Origin of the sequence: Bradyrhizobium sp. AZCC 1610, assembly GCF_036924515.1 — a bacterium.
In the GTDB taxonomy this organism is placed as follows: Bacteria; Pseudomonadota; Alphaproteobacteria; order Rhizobiales; family Xanthobacteraceae; genus Bradyrhizobium.
Map to the genome: position 1 here is coordinate 4,349,006 of NZ_JAZHRR010000001.1, position 19,222 is coordinate 4,368,227.

Here is a 19,222-nt window from a genome sequence, read left to right on the forward strand (position 1 = left end):
CTCAGAAGTCGTTTTGGCTCAAGCGATTCTTGGTCTATTAATTAACCGGACGGCGGCGCTCGCCGCGGGGAATTAAGGAATATGGCTGATCTCGGGCGTGATTCGCCGTCTGCGGATCGCTTCGGAGCATGGTCAGGATGGCGGGAATCGTGTTCCCGGGGAACATGCTCGGCAGCAAGATCCCGGACAGCAAGACCTAAACCGCACTCGTCGAAGCCAGCATCAAGAGAACGGCCCGTGGCCGGGGACTAAAGAATGCAGACACTCACATTTCTCTTCGCATTCATCGCCGTTCTGGCGCTGATCGGCGTTGCCGCCTGGCTGGTTCGCCGTTTCGCCAGCAACCGCCTCGGCGCCAATACCCAGCGCGGACGTATGCCGCGGCTCGCCGTGATCGACGCCGCTGCCGTGGACGGCCGCCGGCGCCTCGTGCTGGTACGGCGCGACAATGTCGAGCATCTCCTGATGATCGGTGGCCCGAGCGACATCGTGGTCGAACCCAACATCGTGCGCGCGATGCCCAACCGCGATCAAATGGCGCCGCGCCCGGCAGTCGGCGAGCAGGCGCCGCGCATCGCGCCGCTGCCCGATGCCGCCTGGAGCGACGAGGCGGCAAGATCCGATTCGCGATCGACCGACGCCTTCGATCATCATGCCGAACCGCAAATGCCGGAGCCGCCGCCGCGCCCCGCACGGCCCTCCTTCGCCGACGAAGTCCGACGCCCTGCGCCGCCGCCGATGCCGGAACGTCGCAGCGATCCATTGACGGGCTTTGCGCCGGAATCGATCAGCGGTCGCCCCGAACCGGCCCTGCCGCGCCTGGGCCGCAACGAGCCGCTGATGCCACGGCCGCAGCGCGAGTTGCCCAAGGCACCGCCAGTCCGGGAGGCACCGCCAGTCCGGGAGGCACCGCCAGTCCGTGAGGCGCTGCCTGTCCGTGAGGCATCGCCGGTCCGCGAGGCGCCGCCAATCCGTGAGGCGCTGCCTGCCCGTGACACGCCTGTCCGTGACACTCCGGCGGTTCGTGAGACCCCGGCCCGAGCGCCCGAACGCACCGCCGCGCCGCCGCCTCCGCCCCCTCCAGCCCCCGCGCCGTCGAGTGCCGACCAGAATCTCGCCGAAATGGCGCAGCGGCTGGAAGCCGCCTTGCGCCGGCCGGCCGAACCGGTGGCGCCGCCGGTTGCGCCGGAAACGCCGCCCGCCCGTACCTCCCGCAGCGAGCCTCCCGTTCCCACGCCCGCTCCGCAGAAGAGCGGCTTCGAAAATCTGGAAGACGAGATGGCGTCCTTGCTCGGCCGTCCGAAGAACCCTTCGTGAGGCCGCCGGCTTCTCCGCGTAGAGTTTTATTTTTCTTAATCCTAACCGCCGCCGGATCGCTCGCCGACCCGGCGCTGGCGCAGGATATCAGCATCAGTCTCGGCCAGGGCGGCGGCGGCGTCACCGAGCGCGCGATCCAGTTGATCGCGCTGTTGACGGTACTGTCGATCGCGCCGTCGATCCTGATCATGATGACGTCGTTCACGCGGATCGTCGTCGTACTGTCGCTGCTGCGCACCGCATTGGGCACCGCGACCGCCCCGCCCAACTCGGTGATCATTGCGCTCGCGATGTTCCTGACCGCGTTCGTGATGGGCCCCGTCCTGCAGAGGTCCTATGACGACGGCATCAAACCCCTGGTCGCCAACCAGATCGGGGTCGAGGAAGCGCTGCAAAAGGCTTCGGTGCCGCTGCGCGGCTTCATGCAGAAGAACGTTCGTGAAAAGGATCTGAAGCTGTTCGTCGACCTCTCCGGCGAGCCGCCGCCGGCAACGCCGGAGGACCTGTCGCTGCGGATCCTGGTCCCGGCCTTCATGATCTCCGAACTGAAACGCGCCTTCGAGATCGGCTTCCTGCTGTTCCTCCCGTTCCTGATCATCGATCTCGTCGTCGCATCGGTCCTGATGTCGATGGGTATGATGATGCTGCCACCAGTCGTGGTGTCGCTGCCGTTCAAGTTGATCTTTTTCGTGCTGGTCGACGGCTGGTCGCTGGTGGCGGGGAGCCTGGTGCAGAGCTATGGCGGCAGCTAGCGGCCGGTTGCCGCGGGTTCCACAACCCAATAGGTCAATATTAGTTACGTATTTGCTGCGGAGTTTCCTGGCGAATTTAAGGTCAGATTAGGTCCTTCGTGCACAATGGATGCCAGGGACTGAATTTCGCAGCAAACGCATCACCGGGTTAAACGATGGCAGGCCAGCCTATCGGCGATATGGACGTCGAATACGCCACGACGATTGCCGACCGGGCTATTCGGTTGATGTCGCAGCAGTCAGTTGCTGCCACCCCCACCAATTTCGCGGTCTGGTTCGAATATTCCCTGGGCAATTCGCTGGCGCTGCGAAAAACCATCGATATCCTGATCGCGGGCAAGCGCAAATTCGACCCGGCGATCAACCACGAGCTCTACATTACCTATGTGGCGCCGCAGTCCGGAGGCGACCCGCTCAGCGACCTTCCCGATCAATTGAGCGGCCTGATCGCCACCGCCCAGCAATTCCTGAACACCGCCGTTACCGACAACCAGACCCACATCAAAGCGCTCGGCGAAGTGTCGTCCGAAGCCGCTGTCGCCACCGATCCCCGGACGATCATTGCGAAACTGGTTGATGAATTGTCAAAGGCGACGACGCGGGCCGCGACGCTGGAGGCAAATTTCGCCGCCACCTCGGAGGAACTGGACAGCATCCGCGACTCGCTGAAGGCGGCCGAGCAACGCTCCAACACCGATGCGCTGACCGGGCTCGCCAATCGGCACTCGATGGATGAATTCCTCCGCCTCGCCCAGATCTCGGCGATGGAAAAGGACGAGGCGCTCAGCGTCTTCCTGATCGACATCGATCACTTCAAGAAATTCAACGACGATTATGGCCATCAGGTCGGCGACCAGGTGCTTCGGCTGGTCGCAAAGGTCTTGCAGGAAGGTGTTCGCGAGGTGGATCTGGCGGCCCGCTACGGCGGCGAGGAATTGATCGCGGTGCTTCCGGGCGCCGATCTCGAGGCTTGCACGTCGGTCGCCGAGCGCATTCGCCGCCGCATTGCCGAAGCGAAGCTCACCCGCCGCGCAACCGGCAAGGAGATCGGCAGCGTCACGGTTTCGATCGGGGTGGCGCAATTCCGCCTCGCCGAATCTGCGGACGCCATGATCGAGCGCTGCGACCGCGGGCTCTATAAAGCCAAGCGGCTCGGCCGCAACCGCACGGTGACGGAAACCGAACTCGAGCCCGAGGCCGGCGCAGCCTAGAGCTTCATCGATTCCGGTTGAATCAGAAACGCGCCTTCACCCTTTGCATTGATGCACTTTCCTTGCGCGGGCCGGCGTCCACGCCGCCCGAAAGCGATAGAGCTATCCGGCGGGCCGGTAGCCAGGGCCCAGCATGGCCTTCAGATTGGTCGGCATTCCCTGCGCAGACTCGTGGGGATGGCGTTTGCGCGACCCGAGAACGTGATACGTGGCTGGAATCAGGCAACCGGGCCGGCGTTGCCCGTATTCGAACGGAAGAAAAAGCCGCAATCCCGCTTCGCCGTGGAACTATTGCCGCAATCCCGGCTTATCGTAGATGCCCTACAGCCGGGAGTATTTCATGAAGATCGCAGGGATGATTATGGCCGCCACCGCGGCCCTCAGCATCGCCGGTACGTCGGCCCTTGCCCAGCAACCGCGGACCGGAATGGTGACGAGAATAGATCGGATCAGCGGCACCATCTCGATCAAGGATATGCCTGATGGCACCACCGGCGCGAACACCGGCGCCGCGACCGAAGAATTCAAGATCCAGGACGGCGCACGGCTGAACGTCCTGCACGCCGGCGACAGGGTCACCTTTGCCGTAAGTGACACCGCGGGGACCAAGACCATCACGAAGATCGACAAGACGGACGCGGTCACGAAGATCGACAAGAAGTGAGGCGTTGCCGACGCGGCATCGAATCTCGTGACGTCTGACTTCGATCTGAGAATGGCGAGGCCCGGAGTCCGGGCCTCGTAACCGGAAATTCCCCATCCAGAACAAGGGGCCGCTCGGCATGGAATTCGCTGTAAGGCAATCCGGGTAAGGCAATCCGGCCGGCTTGCCTTGATCTGCCGCAAACGTCTGCGCGTTTAATCCAGACGACGCCCGTTTCGTGCGGATCACGCGCTAGCGCGGCGGAGCCCTTTCGAGCGAAGCGCGAATTTCAGCGGCCGCCTCGTCGCAATACTCGTTCAACTTCTGGAATCGTTGCTGCAGCGCCCCGAGTTTTACGGCGCGTTTCGCCGGCCCTTCCCGATCGATATTGAACCTGTCGGCGGGCGATGGACGGGACGCCGCGGCCTCCGCAACCGCCAGCGCTGCTTGCATCGATGTGTCTTGACCTTTGGTGGAGGACATTTCTGCACGCCTTGCAAATTACAATCCGGCCGGACTCGATCCGGTGGAATTTCCGTGTGGTCACGCGCTGGCGTTGCGAGTTTGCACCCTGCAGTGTGTTGTTTGGATGCCAGGCCGGGGTCGATTTGGCGGCAAAAGATGGACGCCGGCGGCGAATGAGCGGCACGACCTCGTAGTCTTACGGACTTTCTGTCCACGATTAGGATGCAATCGGCAGCCACCATTGCCGAATTGAGTCGTTTGTTGCTTCAGCGATAGTTCGATATGCCCGTCCAGCCTTCAGAAACCGGTCTGCCGCCGCGCTGCGAGTTCTGCGGCGTAGGTACGGCCCAGATCGGAAAGCTGCCCCGGATCGGACTGCGCCCCCTTATCTACGTTTACAAGTGCGACGCCTGCAACCAGATCACTTCGATCGAGCCCGAGCGGCAGGACAGCCCCACCATCAGCCCCACTGTCACCCCGCCGATGCCGAAGTCGCGCATCAAGAAGGCCCTGCACAGGATCTCCTGGCGACAGCCGCACTGATCGCCGGTCACAGCACCGGCCGACGGATGGCAGTTTCAGAGCCCGCCTTTCCAGCTCGGAAAACGCCGCGATTGACGCCGGCCCGGGTTTCTTCCTGGCCATGCCGCATGTAAAGCTTCGGCCAAACTTCTCATAAAGAAGAGGCAGGGGCATGTCCGAGGGCTTCATTGACGAACTGCGCAACGTGCTCGACAAGGGCGCGGTGCTATCAGGCGGCGACATCGACGCGCGCTATCATCACGATCTCGCCGGCAATCCGGTGCCGAAACCGCGCGCGGTCGTCCGCCCGAGAACGACGGAGGATGTCTCCGTGTTGCTGCGGCTCTGTCACCGCGAAGGTGTCCCCATTACGACGCAAGGCGGCATGACCGGGCTGGTGCGCGGCGCGCTGCCGAATGCGAATGAAATCGTGCTGTCGATGGAGCGCATGAACAGCGTTGAAGAGGTCGATGCCTCCGCCGGTGTCGCCATCGCGCAGGCCGGCACGCCGCTGCAAAAGCTCCAGGAGCGGGTCGAGCAGGACGGCCTGATGTTTCCGCTCGACCTCGGCGCGCGCGGCAGTTGCACCATCGGCGGCAACATCTCGACCAATGCCGGCGGCAACCGCGTCATCCGGTACGGCATGACGCGTGACCTGATCCTCGGGCTCGAAGTCGTCACGGCCGACGGGACCGTGCTCAAGGGCCTGCGCAAATACATCAAGAACAACACCGGCATCGACCTGAAGCAGCTTTTCATCGGCAGCGAGGGCATCCTCGGCGTGGTGACGCGCGCTGCGCTACGCGTCTTTCCCGCGCCGGCGGAGCGGCAGGTGGCGCTGTGCGCGCTGCCCTCGTTCGGGCAGATCACGGCATTCCTGAGGATGGCGCGGGAGCGTCTCGGCGGCGAATTGACCGCATTCGAGGTGATGTGGAATGCGTACTACCGCCTCACCGTCGAGCGCGTGAAGGGCGTGGCCGGGCCGCTGCCTACCCATCACCCGTTCTATGTTCTGCTGGAGGCTTCCGGCAGCGACCCCGAGCGTATCCATGCCGGTCTCGAAAAACTGCTCGAGACGGCAATGGACGACAATCTGATTCTCGACGCCACACTCTCGACCTCGAATGCATCCGCCACCGCGATCTGGCGCATCCGCGATTCCAGCGTCGAACTGGGTCGGACCTTCCCTTACACCGCCCGCGTTGGTTTCGATGTCAGCCTCGCCATCGACCGGATGGAGGAATATGCCGACACGATCGGATCGCGCATCAGGGCCGTTGACCCGCACGCCTTCGCCATCGTGTTCGGCCATGCCGGCGACGGCAATTTGCATCTCAACGTGCATCACGAGCACACGCCCGACAAGCACGATGAATTCGAGAAGCTCGTCTACGACATCACGGGCGAGTTCGGTGGCTCGATCTCGGCCGAACACGGCATCGGCATCCTGAAGCGGCCTTACCTGAGAATGAGCCGCACCGAAGAGGAAATCGAAACCATGCGCACGCTCAAGCGCGCGCTCGACCCGAAGAACATTTTGAACCCGGGGCGAATTTTTACGGTGTGAAGACGTTTTGAAGCGGTCAAGCCGAGCCGGACGCTCGCAACTGCCCCTCACTCCTTGAAGTCATACTGCTTGCAGAGGTGGTCACCGACCTGGACCAGCATGGCGACACATTCGGGATAGCCGGGTTTGGCGATGGTGGCGTCATCAGCCTGGGCACGAAATTCCCAGCTATCGCCATCGCGAAGCACGGATATGACGATGCCGTCGGGGCAATCGGCGTGAACCTTCAATTCGGCTCGCGCCATCTCGATGAGTTCGGCTTCGGTTTTGGCGGGCTTGCTCATCGTGACGGTGTCCTCCGGCAGGTTGGTTGCCTGCAGGTTGCCGCTTTGACAGGCATCTGTCGAGAGGTGACGGAACGACGCGCCATCTCGTCGCGCTCGATGGCCCCGTTCCGCCGGACGCGGTTGTTGCCATGCGGCCGTGTCGGGGCGACCGCAGCGCGGCGCGTTATTGCGACGCGCTTGCCGACCTCGTTTCGGCAATGACCCGCAGCGAAACGGTGTTGTCCGTATCCGGCTCCGAGCCGGTCGCGATCGGGTCGGCCAGCGATGGCGGTGATTTCTGAACGTGCTTGGTGAATATCCTGACGATCTGGCCTCTCACGCACGGCCCTTTGTCGAAAATTTCGGATGCGATGCCCTCGACGGCATCCCGCAGCGCCAAAAATTGCGCCTGCCTTGCCATGCTCTCCGTACCCTTCACGCCTCCGAGTTCGTCCAATGCGGCATCGCTGATCTGGCACTCGACCGTATCGGCGTCGTTCAGCATGGTGAACCTGAACGCCAGGCGTTCATTGTCGTGTCCAATAATTCGGTCGCGGGTCAGCGGCATCGGACGGCCAGTTTTGGACGGCTAGCTAGAGACGATAGCAGGAAGCGCCAAGACGACGCCGACGTCCTCCTAATGCGTCAACTGGTCAAAAATTGGCCGAACCTGCGGCCAAATCCGCTACTTCGCCTGCCTCTTCAGTTCGATCCTCCGGATGCCTGATATCGCGGGCAAGGTGCCGGTATGGACCGGCTCGGCCCCGGACATTCCCGGCGATAGCGGCGCGCGGGCGGTGGCATCCGGGAAGCGGATCTTCATTTCGCGGATGAAGCCGTCGAGCGTGTCAACGCTGGCGGCCATCTTGGCGATCAGGGCGAATTCGGCGCTGTTGGAGGCGGCCGGCTTGCTCGCGGTCTCGAATGCAAACCGGTCGGCCTCGCCGATCATCAGGGGCGCGTATTTCTCGCGGAAACGGGCCAGGCCGATCGCATCCCCGGCCAGCGCATAACCGACGACGGCGCGAATCACGTCGCTCTTCTCGGCGGCGTTCAGCGGCCTGAAATCCCGCCAGCGGTCGGCGTAGTACAGTTCGATCTGTTCAGAAGCCTCACGCCACTGCCGCGACGCCCAATAGATGTCGGAGCGCAGCCGGATCGCTTCGCGCCCTGTGATGTTGGAGATGATGTCGAGCGCGAGGTCATGGCGACCGATGTCGCTTTGGGCCCGTGCCTCAAGGAGCAGCCGCTGCTGCCGCAGTTCACCGGAGAGATCGGCGATCCGGGTCAAGCGCAGCGCCGTGATCGCCCGGTCCGGCTTGCGGTTGGTCAGGTAGACCATGGCAAGGCGCGCCGCCACCTGCGCGCGCGCGGCTCCCTCCAGCCGCTTGTCGACTTGGTACTGCAGCAGTTCGGCGGCCTGGTCGAGCAGGTCGATCGCAGCCAGCCGGTCCGCGAGGCGCCGGATCATTTCGTCGCCGCGCCGGCCGATCGGCGTCAATTCGCGAAACTCATAGAACATGGCGAGCGCGTCGACCGGTTTCATGTCGTCGCCCTTCGAGCCGAGATAGAGCTCCGAGAACAACGCGGACGCCGCATCCTGACCCTGCCGCGACAGTTCGGAATTGGGCTGCAGCTTCGTCGCGGTCTTGGCGGCGGTGAGCGAGTCGGCATAGCGCCCGCTTTCGGCGTAGATCTGGGCCAGCTTGTTCAACGTCCTCAGCTCGATCGCGTCGCCGCGCCAGATGACCGACAACGTCTCCAGCTCGTGCAGAAACTCGGCCTGGCCGAGCTCGCCGCGCCTGTGCCGCAGCAGGGCCTCCAGCAGCCTCGCCTCGGCCGACGCCTGCCGGTCGCGGGACTGTGCCGCGTACCGGTAGGCGTCGAGCGCGTCCTTGTCGTGCCCCAGCGCCTCGGCGAGTCGCCCACGCAGCACCGCGATCTCCGGCTTCATCTCGTTGGGAATGCCGATCACCTCGAGTTCGCTGCGCCGCCGCGAGGCCCCGGCATAATCCTTCACCTCGAGCGCGGCCCGCATCGCATCCGCGGTGACGATGCGCTGCAGTTCCAGCGGCAGCGCGGCGATCGAGAATTCGGCGTTCTTGAGCTTTTCGCGCGCGTCCGCCCATTTTTCCTGACGGGCGAGCGCGAACCCTTTCCACAATTGGGAATCGTAGCCGTTGCCGATCGCAGGACTTGCAAGATCCTTCAGCGCCCGCTCGGGATGGCCGATCAGGATGCTGGCGATCGCATGCACCATCAGCACGGCGCCATCTTCGTTGCCCTGGTTGGTCTCGGAGAGGATGAGGTTGGTCACCCCCCTCGCTTCCTGATACATCCCGCGCGACATGTAGAAATTGGCAAGCTCGAGGCGGGTTTGCGCCTTTTGCTCAGGCCCCGCGGCGGCCGCGGCCTTGGTCAACGCATCCAGCCGGACGAGAAACTTCTCCTCCCGGTTCTTGCGCCATTCGTTGGCGTCGAACAGCGGCCGCACCGCCGCGGTGGCGCGCTCGGCTGCGACGTCGGCGGACGACAGCGTCAAACCGCCGGGCCGTCCAAGCATCACCTTGTCGGCGCCGACCTCGGCGTTGATATCGTCGGAGTTCGGATGCACGACCACGCCGTGCACGGATTCCAGCAGCGACAGTTCGACGAAATCCTGCCGCTTGATGAGGCCGCGGGTCGGCGGCGGCGCGGTGACGACCAACAGCGTATCGCCGGCGTCGGGATCGACCAGCCGGTGCATCGCACCGGGATTGGCCAGCGGCACGGTGACATTGGCGAGCGCGGGATCGGTAATGTTTCGCAGCACCATCAGCGGCAGCGGTGACGCCTGGCCGCGGTCGGCGAAGGTCAGCGTCCACTCGGCGCCGTTGGCGCGGCCTTCGCTTTCGAGCGACGGGATCTGCGGCCGGTTGAGGCGGATGCGGATGGCCTGGCCCGTTTCCAGCGGCAGCTGGCTGACATCGCCGATGATGGCGCCGCCCTTGGCGCGGATCGGTTCGACATCGATCGGTTTGGCCTGGTCGAACACCAGCCACACCGTATCGGCGCGGCGGAACAGCGCAGCCGGGGTCGGCGCGGCAAAGGAGAACGTCACGCGCAGGCCATCGCTGTCACGCCTCGCCTCGACGGTGGCGGTCTTGTCCTTGGCGCCGCTTTCCGGCGGCGGACTGGATGCCGCCGGCGCTGCCCCCTTCGGCGGCTCCGCGGGCGGTGGAGCCTGCCTGGGCGCCACGGCCTTCGGCGCTTCCGCAGCGGCGGCCTGGACCTGTTCGGCAGGCTGCGCCGCTTTCGCGGCTTCCGCCGGCGGTGATGTTTTTTCCGGTGCGGCTGCCATCTTCTCGGCCGCGGGAGCCGCGTTGTCCTGGGCCGGCGTCACTTTTTCGGCGGCCGGCGTTGCGGCCTCGGCCACGGCAGGCGTTTCGGTCACCTGGGCGGGCTTGATCTCGATCCTGGCCTGTTCGGCAATCATCTCCGAGGTAACAGGCGGAATCTCCGCCGGCTGCTGCGGCGATGATTCCTTCAGGGCCTTGTCGCGCGAAATCCGCGAGGCCGGCCCCGGCCTGGCCGGTACGACCGGCTTGGCCGCGGCTTGCGGCTCGGCCAAAGCGGGCTTCTCCGCCTGCTGGAAGGCGACATCGATCACATAGTTCTTTTCCTCGCGGAAGGAATGCACGTCGACCTCGCCGATCAGCTCGATGTCGACTGCGGAAGAGTCGATGTCAGCCCGCTGGTTGATCGAGGCGATGTTCGGCGGCGCCGCCACCTTCGCATCCGCCAGGTCGAAATTGAGCACGCTGTTGAACTGCAGCGTCAGCTTCTGATCGTTCAGCACCGATGACACGTTGACGCCGTCGGGCATCTCGAACACGAAGCGGACGAAGGTCGGCTGCACCGAGGCGCGGACACGCACCGGCGGCCGCTTCTTCGCGGCGTTGACCGCCATCTGCGCACGCAGCGCTCGCTCGGCGGCCCGCGCCCGCTCCGCCAGTTCGCGCACGACCGCCGCAGGAAGCGCGGGCGGCGGACCGGTCCAGCTATCGGGCAGGAAGTCGACGAAAATCCGCTCCCCCGCCGTCATGGTGTTGACGGTTGCCCGCCGCGACAGCGACAGCCGGATCGCCGTACCATCGGGATCGCGCCGCGCCGAGCCGACATAATCGGGAACCGCGTCCGACAATTTGTCGACGGGAATATCCACCGGGCGCTTGAAGTGGATGATGATGATCGAACCCGCGGTCGAAACGTCGGATTCGACGTCCTCGGCCAGCTTGAGCACCAGCCGCGCGAAGCCGCCGCCGGACGTGAACGTCGCCTCCCCCCGGACCGGATCGTCGGCCCGGCAGGGCTGCGAAATAGCAAGGCCGGCCAGCAGCAGGGCAAGGGCAAGTGGCCGGCCAAGGCAAAGCCGGGCCGCCCGCGCCAAAGCGCGGCCCTGCGACCCAGTTCCAGCGGCAGCTCTTTGCCCCATCCAGGAAATCTCGCGGCCTCAATGCGTTCTGCGGCGAAGCGCTCTCGCCTGCCGGTTTGAATCTTGGATTGGCCGACTTAAGGCTTTGTTAACGTCAACTCATTGATTTCGTTGGAGTGGGTCGGTGGGCACCCGCTGCCGCGCCCGGGCGGCCGGAATGCGCCCCTCATCCCGCAAGACGCCATGGGCTCCCAGCTGCAACAAGCGCGATAGTGCCGCCCGCGCCGTGGTTGGAATCATTATCGCAAAACGGATGGAACCAACATCAGCCATCCCGTCTTAGGGAAACAATGGACCCGGGACGCGGGGCCGGCAGTCGATCAACCAACGCTCCCGGGTCGCCAAACCTGCCTCAGGCAGCCAATTCGGAGTGCGTGAAATGGCAACCCAGATCGTGATGGATCGTACCGGTGACACCCGCCATACATTCGACATCCATGATCGCGCGGAGGTCGAAAAGGCCGAGCGGCGTTTCAGGGAATTGACCGGCGCAGGCTTTACGGCGGCGGTCCGATCGGGGCCCGGCGAGCAACGGGTTATCCGCTCCTTCGATCCGACGGCGGAGGAAACGCTGTTTTATCCACGTCTCGTTGGTGGCTGAACGGCGGTGACCCAGCAGATCGTCCTGGCGATATGCTCGTTCGTCCTGGCTTTGCTTGGCACGCTGCTGCTTTCGGCGCTTTCGCTGGTAGTGGCGCGATCTGGTTCCTGCACCAGATCGTTCCGCTTCGAGACCGAGGCGCGAGCGCTGACGCTGTTGAAGGGCTGGCTCTCGCCGAAGCAGCGCGCCTGCTATGAGCGATTCCGGTATTTCGACGTCATCGGCAGCGACACCGGGACGCGCTATCGGATACATCATGGCACCCAGACGAACATCGAGGAACTCAACGGCACGGGCCACCATGTCTGCAAATGGTGCTTCGTTCCGGATGGCGACCTCGTTGCGGGGGATGTCATGCTGGCGCAGAAGATCGCCCTTGAAACCAACGAGCGCGGCGCGCTGGCCGTAGCCCATCGCTCGTTCGTTTCGTCGGGGCCGCGCAGGTTCTGACCGGGTGGCGCTGGCGCCCTCTTACCGGGGGGCGCCCGGCACCCCGCGTCAATTGGGCTTTTGCTGCAGGATCTTGCCTTCGATCTTCGGCAGCTCGGCGGTGGACGTGGATTTATCGGTGCCGGCGCGGCGGGCCAGTTCGACCGTCAGCCGTTCGGCCGCTTCCGGCTGCATCAGGCCCAGAATGTCCGACATCTTGCGCGGCGCGATCTGGGAGGCGATTTCGTAGAGCACGGACATTTCCAGCCGGTCGAACACCTTGGCGGCGTCCTTTGGCTTCATGCCCTCGTACATCGTGATGATGCCCTTGAAGCGGGCGGCGTCCTGCTCCGCCTTTTGCCCCGTCGCGGTCGAGATCTTGGCTTCGGTGGCCTTCATTTCCTCGACGCGGCCCTCGATGCGCTTTTCGGCGGATTTCAACAGGCTTTCGCGAATTTCGACTTCACGCGCGCGCTGCTCCAGTTCCTGGCGCCGCGCCTGCAGCCGTTCCAGAATGGCGCGCTCCGACGGCGACACCGATTGCGGGTTCTGGTCGGGAAACACCACGACGCCGTCGGGCTTCGGCGCGTCGGTGGCGGGAGCGGCCGGTTTCGGCGCCTCTTCCTTCTTGACCGAACCGGTGATGTCGGCGGGATCGGCTTTGGCGCTGCTCGGATAACCCAGATTGTCCTGCGCCCACGAACGCTTGGCCGGCTGGCTGACCTGGTAGTCGAACACGTATCCGCCATCGATCACGAGGCCCGCGATCTTCAGCACAGCAAGGCCGAAGATCGCGACCAGAACGACCGGAATGACGCGGATGTCGCGAAACGACTTCATGCGGCGAGGCCACTGGCCCTTCTGCGTTCGGAGAATGCTTCAGCCGCCGCGGCAACCGCCTTGGCGGAAGAAACCTTGGGCGCTGCGGGTTCGGCCTCCTGCGAGGGCCGCGCCGCGATCGCGATCTTGGACAGCCGGCGAATGACGCCGTCGCCTTCGGCGAGCATGTTCTTCAGATGCCCCGCCATCTGCGTCGCCGCCGTAAGCTGGCTACCGAGATTCTCATTGACGTCACGCACGGTGTGCTTGAGGCCGCCGATCGCCCGCTCGGCGATTTCGGTCGCGGTGATCAGTTCCGCGATCGTGGCCTTCAGCGAATGCTCGTCCGCCTTCAGCCGCTTCAGCCGCTTGTTGAGTAGCATGCAGTAGCCGATCGTGAGCATCAGCAGCACCGCCACCAGACTCTCGATTACAACGCCAAGGGAATGACTCATTGTGCCTCCATCAACTTGGTTTGCTCGTCGGCCTTCTCGAACATCGCGAAGGTGGTATTGGGTTTGCGCAACTGCTTGGTGACGCGAATGGCGACGCGGTCGCCGACCCGGCCCATGCGCCCTTCGGTCAGCAGAACGTTGCCGCAGCGGACCTGCACCAGCGCTTCAGGGCGCATTTCCAGCGGCAAGGTATCGCCGACCTTCAGCTTCATCAGCTGCTTGAGCGGAATGTCGGCTTCGTACAGCACGGCATCGACCGATATCTCGGCCTGCGCCACTTCGGTCGCGAAATGCCCTTCCCAGATCGGATCGCGGCCGAACTTTTCGCCCATGAACATCTGGAGCAGAACCGGGCGGATCGGCTCGATGGTCGCGTAAGGCAGCAGCAATTCGATATTGCCGCCGCGGTCTTCCATGTCGATGCGCAGCCGCACCAGGATCGCGGCGTTGGCGGGCCTCGAGATCGCGGCGAAGCGCGGATTGGTTTCCAGCCGGTCGATCGAGAACGTCACCGGCGACAGCGGCCGGAACGCCTGCTCGGCGTCGGCCAGCACCACCTCGACCAGCCGCTTGACCAGGTTGGTTTCGATCGTGGTGTAGGGCCGGCCCTCGATACGCAGCGAGGTCTGGCCGCGCCGGCCGCCGAGCAGCACGTCGATGATCGAATAGATCAGGCTGGAATCGACCGTCGCCAGGCCGAAATTTTCCCACTCCTCGGCCTTGAACACGCTGAGCACTGCCGGCAAGGGAATTGAATTCATGTAGTCGCCGAAGCGAACCGAGGTGATGCGGTCGAGCGAGACTTCGACGTTGTCCGAGGTGAAGTTGCGCAAGCTCGTGGTCATCAGCCGCACCAGGCGGTCGAACACGATTTCGAGCATCGGCAGACGCTCGTAGGACACCATCGCGGAATCGATGATGGCGCGAATGCCGGAATGATCGTCGAGATTGACGTCGCCGACGGTGAAACCGAGCAGATTGTCGATTTCTTCCTGCGACAGGACCCGTTCGCCGGAATTCTTGTTGCCGAACTCGCGGCCGCCATCCTCGACCATGGCCGCCCACTGCAGCGCCATGCTCTCGGAGAGTTCATTGGCGGCAGCTTCTTCCGCGGCCGCCGCGGGATCCTCGGAATCCAGGGAGGCTTCCCATTGCGCGGCAATGGCGTCCTGGTCCATCTGGTCTTGGTTGCCGGCCATGATGCTAGATCCGTCCCATCACTGCACGACGATTTCTTTGAACAGCACGGCGCTCACCTGCTGCGGCGCCACCGCGTTGTTGACCCGCTTGGTCAGCTCTTCCTTGAGGCGAAACAGCCCGGCAGAACCGTTGATGTCGGAGGGACGCAATTCGCGCAGGTAGGTCTGGAACAGGTCGGTGACGCGCGGCAGGTTCGGCTTGATCGCCTCGACATGCTTCTCATCCTTGATCTCGAGCACGACCTTGACGCGGAGATATTGCACCCGCTCGCCGGGGGCCCCGACCAGGTTGACCATCATATCGGGCACTTCGACGAAGGACGGCGGCTTCGGCGGCGGCGCTTCGGCGTGCTTCTCCTCGCCATGGCCGCGCATCAGGAAGAACCAGCCGGCGCCGGCGCCGAGGATCGCGACGAACCCGGCAACCGCAATGATCAGCTTGAGCTTGCCCTTTTTCGACGACGCGGCTTCTGCGCCGTCTGCGCCTTCCGCCTGCTCGTTGTCAGCCATTGCCCCGCCCGCTTCGATTCCGAAAAACGAACGCGGTTGCCACCAGCCTGGGTAACGATGCCCCCACAACGCGAAACAAAAGCCGCCAGCGCACACGCGCTCTCTATGTGCAACGCTAGGATAATAATGGTTAACGGAACCTTTCCATTGGCGCCCAAGTAGGAAAAATCTGCCGGGCAAACATGGTCAACAAGACCTTTCTGCCGGCCCCGCCGCGCCCCGAAAAACGCCTAACCCCCTAAAAAAACAGCATTTCCCGACTTGGCACGGCTTTCGCTGAGTAACTGGCGTGACCTGCCGGCTTGGGAGAGCCCAAAGGTTTACGACGGATCCGGACCACGGGCTTGGGAGAGCCTGCTTCGGATCGATCAAGGGGAGAACCACCGATGGAGAATATGCTTCTCGTCGGACTATCGCGGAAGATGACGCTGGAACGGCAGTTGGATGTCGTCGCCAACAACGTCGCCAACATCAACACGACGGGCTTCAAGGCCGACCGGTCGTTGTTCGAGGAATATCTGCGCTCGCCGGCGCATGAAGACAATTTCATGCGCGCCGACCGCCGCGTCTCCTTCGTGCAGGACCGCGCCACCTTCCATGATTTCGCAGCCGGCCCCTCCGAGCAGACCAAGAACCCGCTCGACGTCGCGATCGACGGCAGCGCCTTCCTGGTGGTCCAGACGGCCGCCGGCGAGCGCTACACCCGCGACGGCGGCCTGCAGATCAACAATCAGGGCCAGCTCGTCACCGCGAGCGGCGACCCGGTGCTGGGTACCTCCGGTCCGATCGTGTTCCAGCCGACCGACAAGGCGATCAACATCGCAGCCGACGGCAATATCACGGTGCTCGAGGGCACCGGCAGCACCGACTCGGTCCGCGGCAAGCTGCGGCTGGTCTCGTTTGCCGACGCGCAGAAGCTCGTGAAGGAAGGCGGCAACCTCTACTCCGCGGGCCAGGGCGTCGCCGCCCAGCCCGACACCACCTCGCGGGTCCGCCAGGGCTTTATCGAGAAGTCGAACGTCAATTCCGTCCATGAAATGAGCCGCATGATCGAGATCACGCGCACCTACACGCAGATCTCGGCGATGCTGCAACAGCAGCACGACTTGCACCGAGCCGCAGTCGAGAAACTCGCCGACGTTCCGGCATAACGCTTAAGGAATAGATCGATGCGCGCCCTTTACACAGCAGCGACCGGCATGGCGGCACAGGAACTCAACGTTCAGGTGATCTCCAACAACATCGCCAATATGCGCACCACCGGCTACAAGAAGCAGCGCGCGGCGTTTCAGGATCTGATTTACGACCACGTGCGCCGCGTCGGCGCGCAGGCTTCCGACCAGGGCACCATCCTGCCCGTCGGCGTCGATATCGGCGGCGGCGTCAAGACCGTCGGCACGCCGCGCCTGATGGGCCAGGGCACGCTGTCGCCGACCGGCAACGACCTCGACGTCGCGATCCGCGGCGAAGGCTTCTTCAAGATCCAGGTGCCCGACGGCACCTATGCCTATACCCGCGACGGCTCGTTCATGATGGACGCGCAGGGCCGCGTCGTCACCGCGCAGGGCAATCCAGTGCAGCCGACGATCACGATCCCGCAAAACTCCTCGCAGATCACCATCAACGCGCAGGGCCAGCTCACGGTGATGCTGCCGGGCTCGACTACGCCGACCCTGGTCGGCCAGATCGGCCTGACCCGCTTCATCAACAAGGCCGGCCTCAACCCGATCGGCGACAATCTGTTCACGGACACGCCGGCCTCCGGCACGCCGCAGGACGGCATCGCCAACACCGACGGTTTTGGCGACATGCAGCAGGGCAATCTCGAACAGGCCAATGTCGAGGTGGTGACCGAAATCTCCGACCTGATCGCCGCCCAGCGCGCCTATGAGATGAACGCCAAGGTCGTCAGCGCGGCCGACCAGATGCTGCAATCCACCTCCAACATGTTCCGCTAAAGGACTGGTCATGATCGCCCGCGCCCTCCTCCTGGCCACAGCCCTGATCGCCGCATCGTGCGCGGCCGCGGTCGCGCAGACCCAGGAAACCTTCGCGAACCGCAATTTGATCGCCGCGCCCGTGCTGCGCGCCAACGTGCAGGTGTCGGGCGATCTGGTGCGGATCGGCGACGTCATCGACAATGCCGGCGGCGCGGCGCAGATCGCGATCTACCGCGCGCCGGATTTGGGCACCACGGGCTCGCTGCCGGTCGTGCAGGTGCTCAACACCCTTCGCGCCCATCATGTGATCGGCGTCGACACCCGTGACCTGAAGGAAATATCGGTGACGCGTCTGGCCCGCACGCTCGAGGGCAAGGATATCGAGCTGCAGATCGCCCGTGCGCTGGAGCGCCGCAACGGTCTCGGCGACGCCGCCAATCTGTCGCTGAGCTTCGACCGCGATCCCAGCGACGTCAGGCTGGACGCCGGCTTCACCGGCAACATGCAGGCAGCCATCGTGCGCTACGACAACCGCAACGGCCGCTTCGACGTCACCTTCGAAATCGGCAACGAGAACGGCGCCGCCGCGGCCAAGCTGCGTTTCACCGGCACGGCGATCGAGACCGTCGAAGCCGCGGTGCTGGCACGCAATGTCGACCGCAATGAGATCTTGAAATCATCCGACGTGATGGTCGAGCGCCGCCCGAAAGCGGAAGCCGGCGCCGATGCCGCCGCGCGCGACCGCGCGGTGGGCATGCAGGCCCGCCGCCAGCTCCGCGCCGGCCAGGCGATCCGTACCGCCGATCTCGCCAAGCCCGATCTGGTACAGCGCGACCAGAACGTCATGTTGGTCTACGAGGCGCCCGGGGTCTACCTCACCATGCGCGGCAAGGCGCTGGACAATGGCACCGAAGGCGACGTCGTCAACGTCATGAACGTGCAGTCGAAGCGTACGCTGTCCGGCACCGTGATCGGCCGCGGCCAAGTCTCGATTAGTCCCGTCTCGATCACGCCGATGGCGTCCCGCCTGCCGCAGACCAGCAATGCCACCTCCTCGCTTGGCACAACACAACCAGCGCCCGTTGCGGTCGCTACCGTCAGTTCGCCAGTCGCTCCAAAAGCCGAGTAATGTAAATGTCAGTCATCCGTCTCAACCGCATACTTCTCGCTGGCGCCATGCTGTCGCTAGCCGCCTTGGCCAGCGGTTGTTCCTCGATCGACCGTCTGTCGCAGATCGGCGAAAAGCCGAAGCTGACGGAGATCGAAAATCCCACCACGCAGCCCGGCTACAAGCCGGTGCAGATGCCAATGCCGAAGCCGGAGCAGGCTTCTTACAATGCCAACTCGCTGTGGCGGAACGGCTCTCGCGCCTTCTTCAAGGATCAGCGTGCCTCGCGCATCGGCGATTTGCTCACGGTGACCGTCAACATCACCGACAAGGCCAACATCGCCAACGAAACCCAGCGCAGCCGCACGAGCAAGGAAGATTCGGGGATCACCGACTTCATCGGCGCCCAGACGATCACACAGCCGAACAAGATCCTGCCCGGCCGCATCCTGACCACGGACTCCACCTCTTCCAGCGATGGCAAGGGCTCGGTCAACCGCCAGGAAGCGTTGCAGACCAACGTCGCGGCCGTGGTGACGCAGGTGCTGCCAAACGGCAATCTCGTGGTCGAGGGCAAGCAGGAAATCCGCGTCAATTTCGAGATTCGCGAATTGATCGTCGCCGGCATCGTCCGCCCCGAGGACATCCAGAGCGACAACACGATCGAATCAAGCAAGATCGCGCAGGCCCGCATCGCCTATGGCGGCCGCGGCCAGATCACCGACGTGCAGCAACCCCGCTACGGCCAGCAGGTGATGGACGTGCTGCTGCCGTTCTAGTTTTTCCTAGAGCTCCCACACTCCATCGCGAACCTAGGCGCGATGAAGTGTATCAACGCGGCCTCCGCCAGCTCCCCTGGCGGAGGCCGTGGTCGTTTGCGCTAGGATCATCATCTTGAGCTGCGGTGGCACGGGCGCGTGTTGTCTTTCTTACGGCCGCTTCCG

At 64.1% G+C, this 19,222-nt stretch carries 20 protein-coding genes; 12 read left to right on the forward strand and 8 right to left on the reverse strand.

Going from position 1 to position 19,222, the window contains the following annotated elements:
• The first annotated feature begins 255 nt into the window (after positions 1-255).
• From V1279_RS21640 to V1279_RS21655, 4 genes are all read left to right on the forward strand, one after another.
• Positions 256-1,317, forward strand: coding sequence for a flagellar biosynthetic protein FliO (locus V1279_RS21640; protein ID WP_334439904.1), 1,062 nt, complete (start codon positions 256-258; stop codon positions 1,315-1,317).
• On the forward strand, positions 1,314-2,069 hold the full coding sequence (gene fliP, locus V1279_RS21645; protein ID WP_334439905.1) for a flagellar type III secretion system pore protein FliP: 756 nt from the start codon (positions 1,314-1,316) through the stop codon (positions 2,067-2,069). The genes V1279_RS21640 and fliP overlap by 4 nt, the downstream gene beginning before the upstream one ends.
• Before the next feature lie 227 nt (positions 2,070-2,296).
• Complete coding sequence (locus V1279_RS21650) at positions 2,297-3,280, forward strand: GGDEF domain-containing protein (protein WP_334446515.1); 984 nt, start codon at positions 2,297-2,299, stop codon at positions 3,278-3,280.
• 340 nt (positions 3,281-3,620) lie between these two features.
• Complete coding sequence (locus tag V1279_RS21655; RefSeq protein WP_334439906.1) at positions 3,621-3,944, forward strand: copper-binding protein; 324 nt, start codon at positions 3,621-3,623, stop codon at positions 3,942-3,944.
• A 231-nt stretch (positions 3,945-4,175) separates the two neighbouring features.
• On the opposite strand, the gene V1279_RS21660 is transcribed toward V1279_RS21655, so the two are convergent.
• Positions 4,176-4,406: a hypothetical protein gene (locus tag V1279_RS21660; RefSeq protein ID WP_334439907.1), complete on the reverse strand. Its 231-nt coding sequence runs from the start codon at positions 4,404-4,406 to the stop codon at positions 4,176-4,178.
• A 264-nt stretch (positions 4,407-4,670) separates the two neighbouring features.
• Between V1279_RS21660 and V1279_RS21665 the strand changes: the two genes are divergently transcribed.
• Both V1279_RS21665 and V1279_RS21670 read left to right on the forward strand, forming a co-directional pair.
• A complete protein-coding gene (locus V1279_RS21665; RefSeq protein WP_334439908.1) occupies positions 4,671-4,931 on the forward strand; it encodes a hypothetical protein in 261 nt (86 codons plus the stop codon).
• 151 nt (positions 4,932-5,082) lie between these two features.
• On the forward strand, positions 5,083-6,477 hold the full coding sequence (locus V1279_RS21670) for an FAD-binding oxidoreductase (protein ID WP_334439909.1): 1,395 nt from the start codon (positions 5,083-5,085) through the stop codon (positions 6,475-6,477).
• A 47-nt stretch (positions 6,478-6,524) separates the two neighbouring features.
• On the opposite strand, the gene V1279_RS21675 is transcribed toward V1279_RS21670, so the two are convergent.
• The 3 genes from V1279_RS21675 to V1279_RS21685 all read right to left on the reverse strand — a co-directional run bounded on the left by V1279_RS21675 (position 6,525) and on the right by V1279_RS21685 (position 11,217).
• Positions 6,525-6,761 carry a hypothetical protein gene (locus V1279_RS21675; protein ID WP_334439910.1) on the reverse strand — a complete coding sequence of 79 codons (237 nt, stop codon included), beginning with the start codon at positions 6,759-6,761 and terminating at the stop codon, positions 6,525-6,527.
• A gap of 166 nt (positions 6,762-6,927) precedes the next feature.
• Positions 6,928-7,311 (reverse strand): DUF1488 family protein, encoded by a 384-nt coding sequence (locus tag V1279_RS21680; protein WP_334439911.1) that lies wholly within the window; start codon positions 7,309-7,311, stop codon positions 6,928-6,930.
• 117 nt (positions 7,312-7,428) lie between these two features.
• Complete coding sequence (locus V1279_RS21685; RefSeq protein ID WP_334439912.1) at positions 7,429-11,217, reverse strand: tetratricopeptide repeat protein; 3,789 nt, start codon at positions 11,215-11,217, stop codon at positions 7,429-7,431.
• Positions 11,218-11,596: 379 nt separating this feature from the next.
• On the opposite strand from V1279_RS21685, the gene V1279_RS21690 reads away from it, so the two are divergent.
• Both V1279_RS21690 and V1279_RS21695 read left to right on the forward strand, forming a co-directional pair.
• A complete protein-coding gene (locus V1279_RS21690; protein WP_247516289.1) occupies positions 11,597-11,818 on the forward strand; it encodes a hypothetical protein in 222 nt (73 codons plus the stop codon).
• A gap of 6 nt (positions 11,819-11,824) precedes the next feature.
• Complete coding sequence (locus V1279_RS21695; protein ID WP_334439916.1) at positions 11,825-12,268, forward strand: hypothetical protein; 444 nt, start codon at positions 11,825-11,827, stop codon at positions 12,266-12,268.
• Between the two features lie 48 nt (positions 12,269-12,316).
• Here V1279_RS21695 and V1279_RS21700 read toward each other — a convergent pair whose 3' ends face one another.
• The 4 genes from V1279_RS21700 to fliL are packed head-to-tail and all read right to left on the reverse strand — an operon-like array spanning position 12,317 to position 15,230.
• A complete protein-coding gene (locus V1279_RS21700; RefSeq protein WP_334439918.1) occupies positions 12,317-13,087 on the reverse strand; it encodes a MotE family protein in 771 nt (256 codons plus the stop codon).
• On the reverse strand, positions 13,084-13,521 hold the full coding sequence (locus V1279_RS21705; RefSeq protein WP_334439921.1) for a DUF6468 domain-containing protein: 438 nt from the start codon (positions 13,519-13,521) through the stop codon (positions 13,084-13,086). The genes V1279_RS21700 and V1279_RS21705 overlap by 4 nt, the downstream gene beginning before the upstream one ends.
• Positions 13,518-14,720: a flagellar motor switch protein FliM gene (gene fliM / locus V1279_RS21710; RefSeq protein ID WP_108519780.1), complete on the reverse strand. Its 1,203-nt coding sequence runs from the start codon at positions 14,718-14,720 to the stop codon at positions 13,518-13,520. Before fliM ends, V1279_RS21705 begins: the two co-directional genes overlap by 4 nt.
• Before the next feature lie 18 nt (positions 14,721-14,738).
• Positions 14,739-15,230: a flagellar basal body-associated protein FliL gene (gene fliL, locus V1279_RS21715; RefSeq protein WP_334439924.1), complete on the reverse strand. Its 492-nt coding sequence runs from the start codon at positions 15,228-15,230 to the stop codon at positions 14,739-14,741.
• Between the two features lie 386 nt (positions 15,231-15,616).
• Between fliL and flgF the strand changes: the two genes are divergently transcribed.
• Genes flgF through flgH form a run of 4 tightly spaced genes read left to right on the forward strand, consistent with a single transcriptional unit; the run spans position 15,617 to position 19,057 of the window.
• Positions 15,617-16,381 (forward strand): flagellar basal-body rod protein FlgF, encoded by a 765-nt coding sequence (flgF, locus tag V1279_RS21720; RefSeq protein WP_334439926.1) that lies wholly within the window; start codon positions 15,617-15,619, stop codon positions 16,379-16,381.
• 18 nt (positions 16,382-16,399) lie between these two features.
• A complete protein-coding gene (gene flgG, locus V1279_RS21725) occupies positions 16,400-17,188 on the forward strand; it encodes a flagellar basal-body rod protein FlgG (RefSeq protein ID WP_065749261.1) in 789 nt (262 codons plus the stop codon).
• A 10-nt stretch (positions 17,189-17,198) separates the two neighbouring features.
• On the forward strand, positions 17,199-18,299 hold the full coding sequence (flgA, locus tag V1279_RS21730) for a flagellar basal body P-ring formation chaperone FlgA (protein WP_334439928.1): 1,101 nt from the start codon (positions 17,199-17,201) through the stop codon (positions 18,297-18,299).
• Between the two features lie 5 nt (positions 18,300-18,304).
• Entirely contained in the window at positions 18,305-19,057 is a 753-nt protein-coding gene (flgH, locus tag V1279_RS21735) for a flagellar basal body L-ring protein FlgH (RefSeq protein WP_334439930.1), read from the forward strand.
• Positions 19,058-19,222 lie beyond the last annotated feature (165 nt).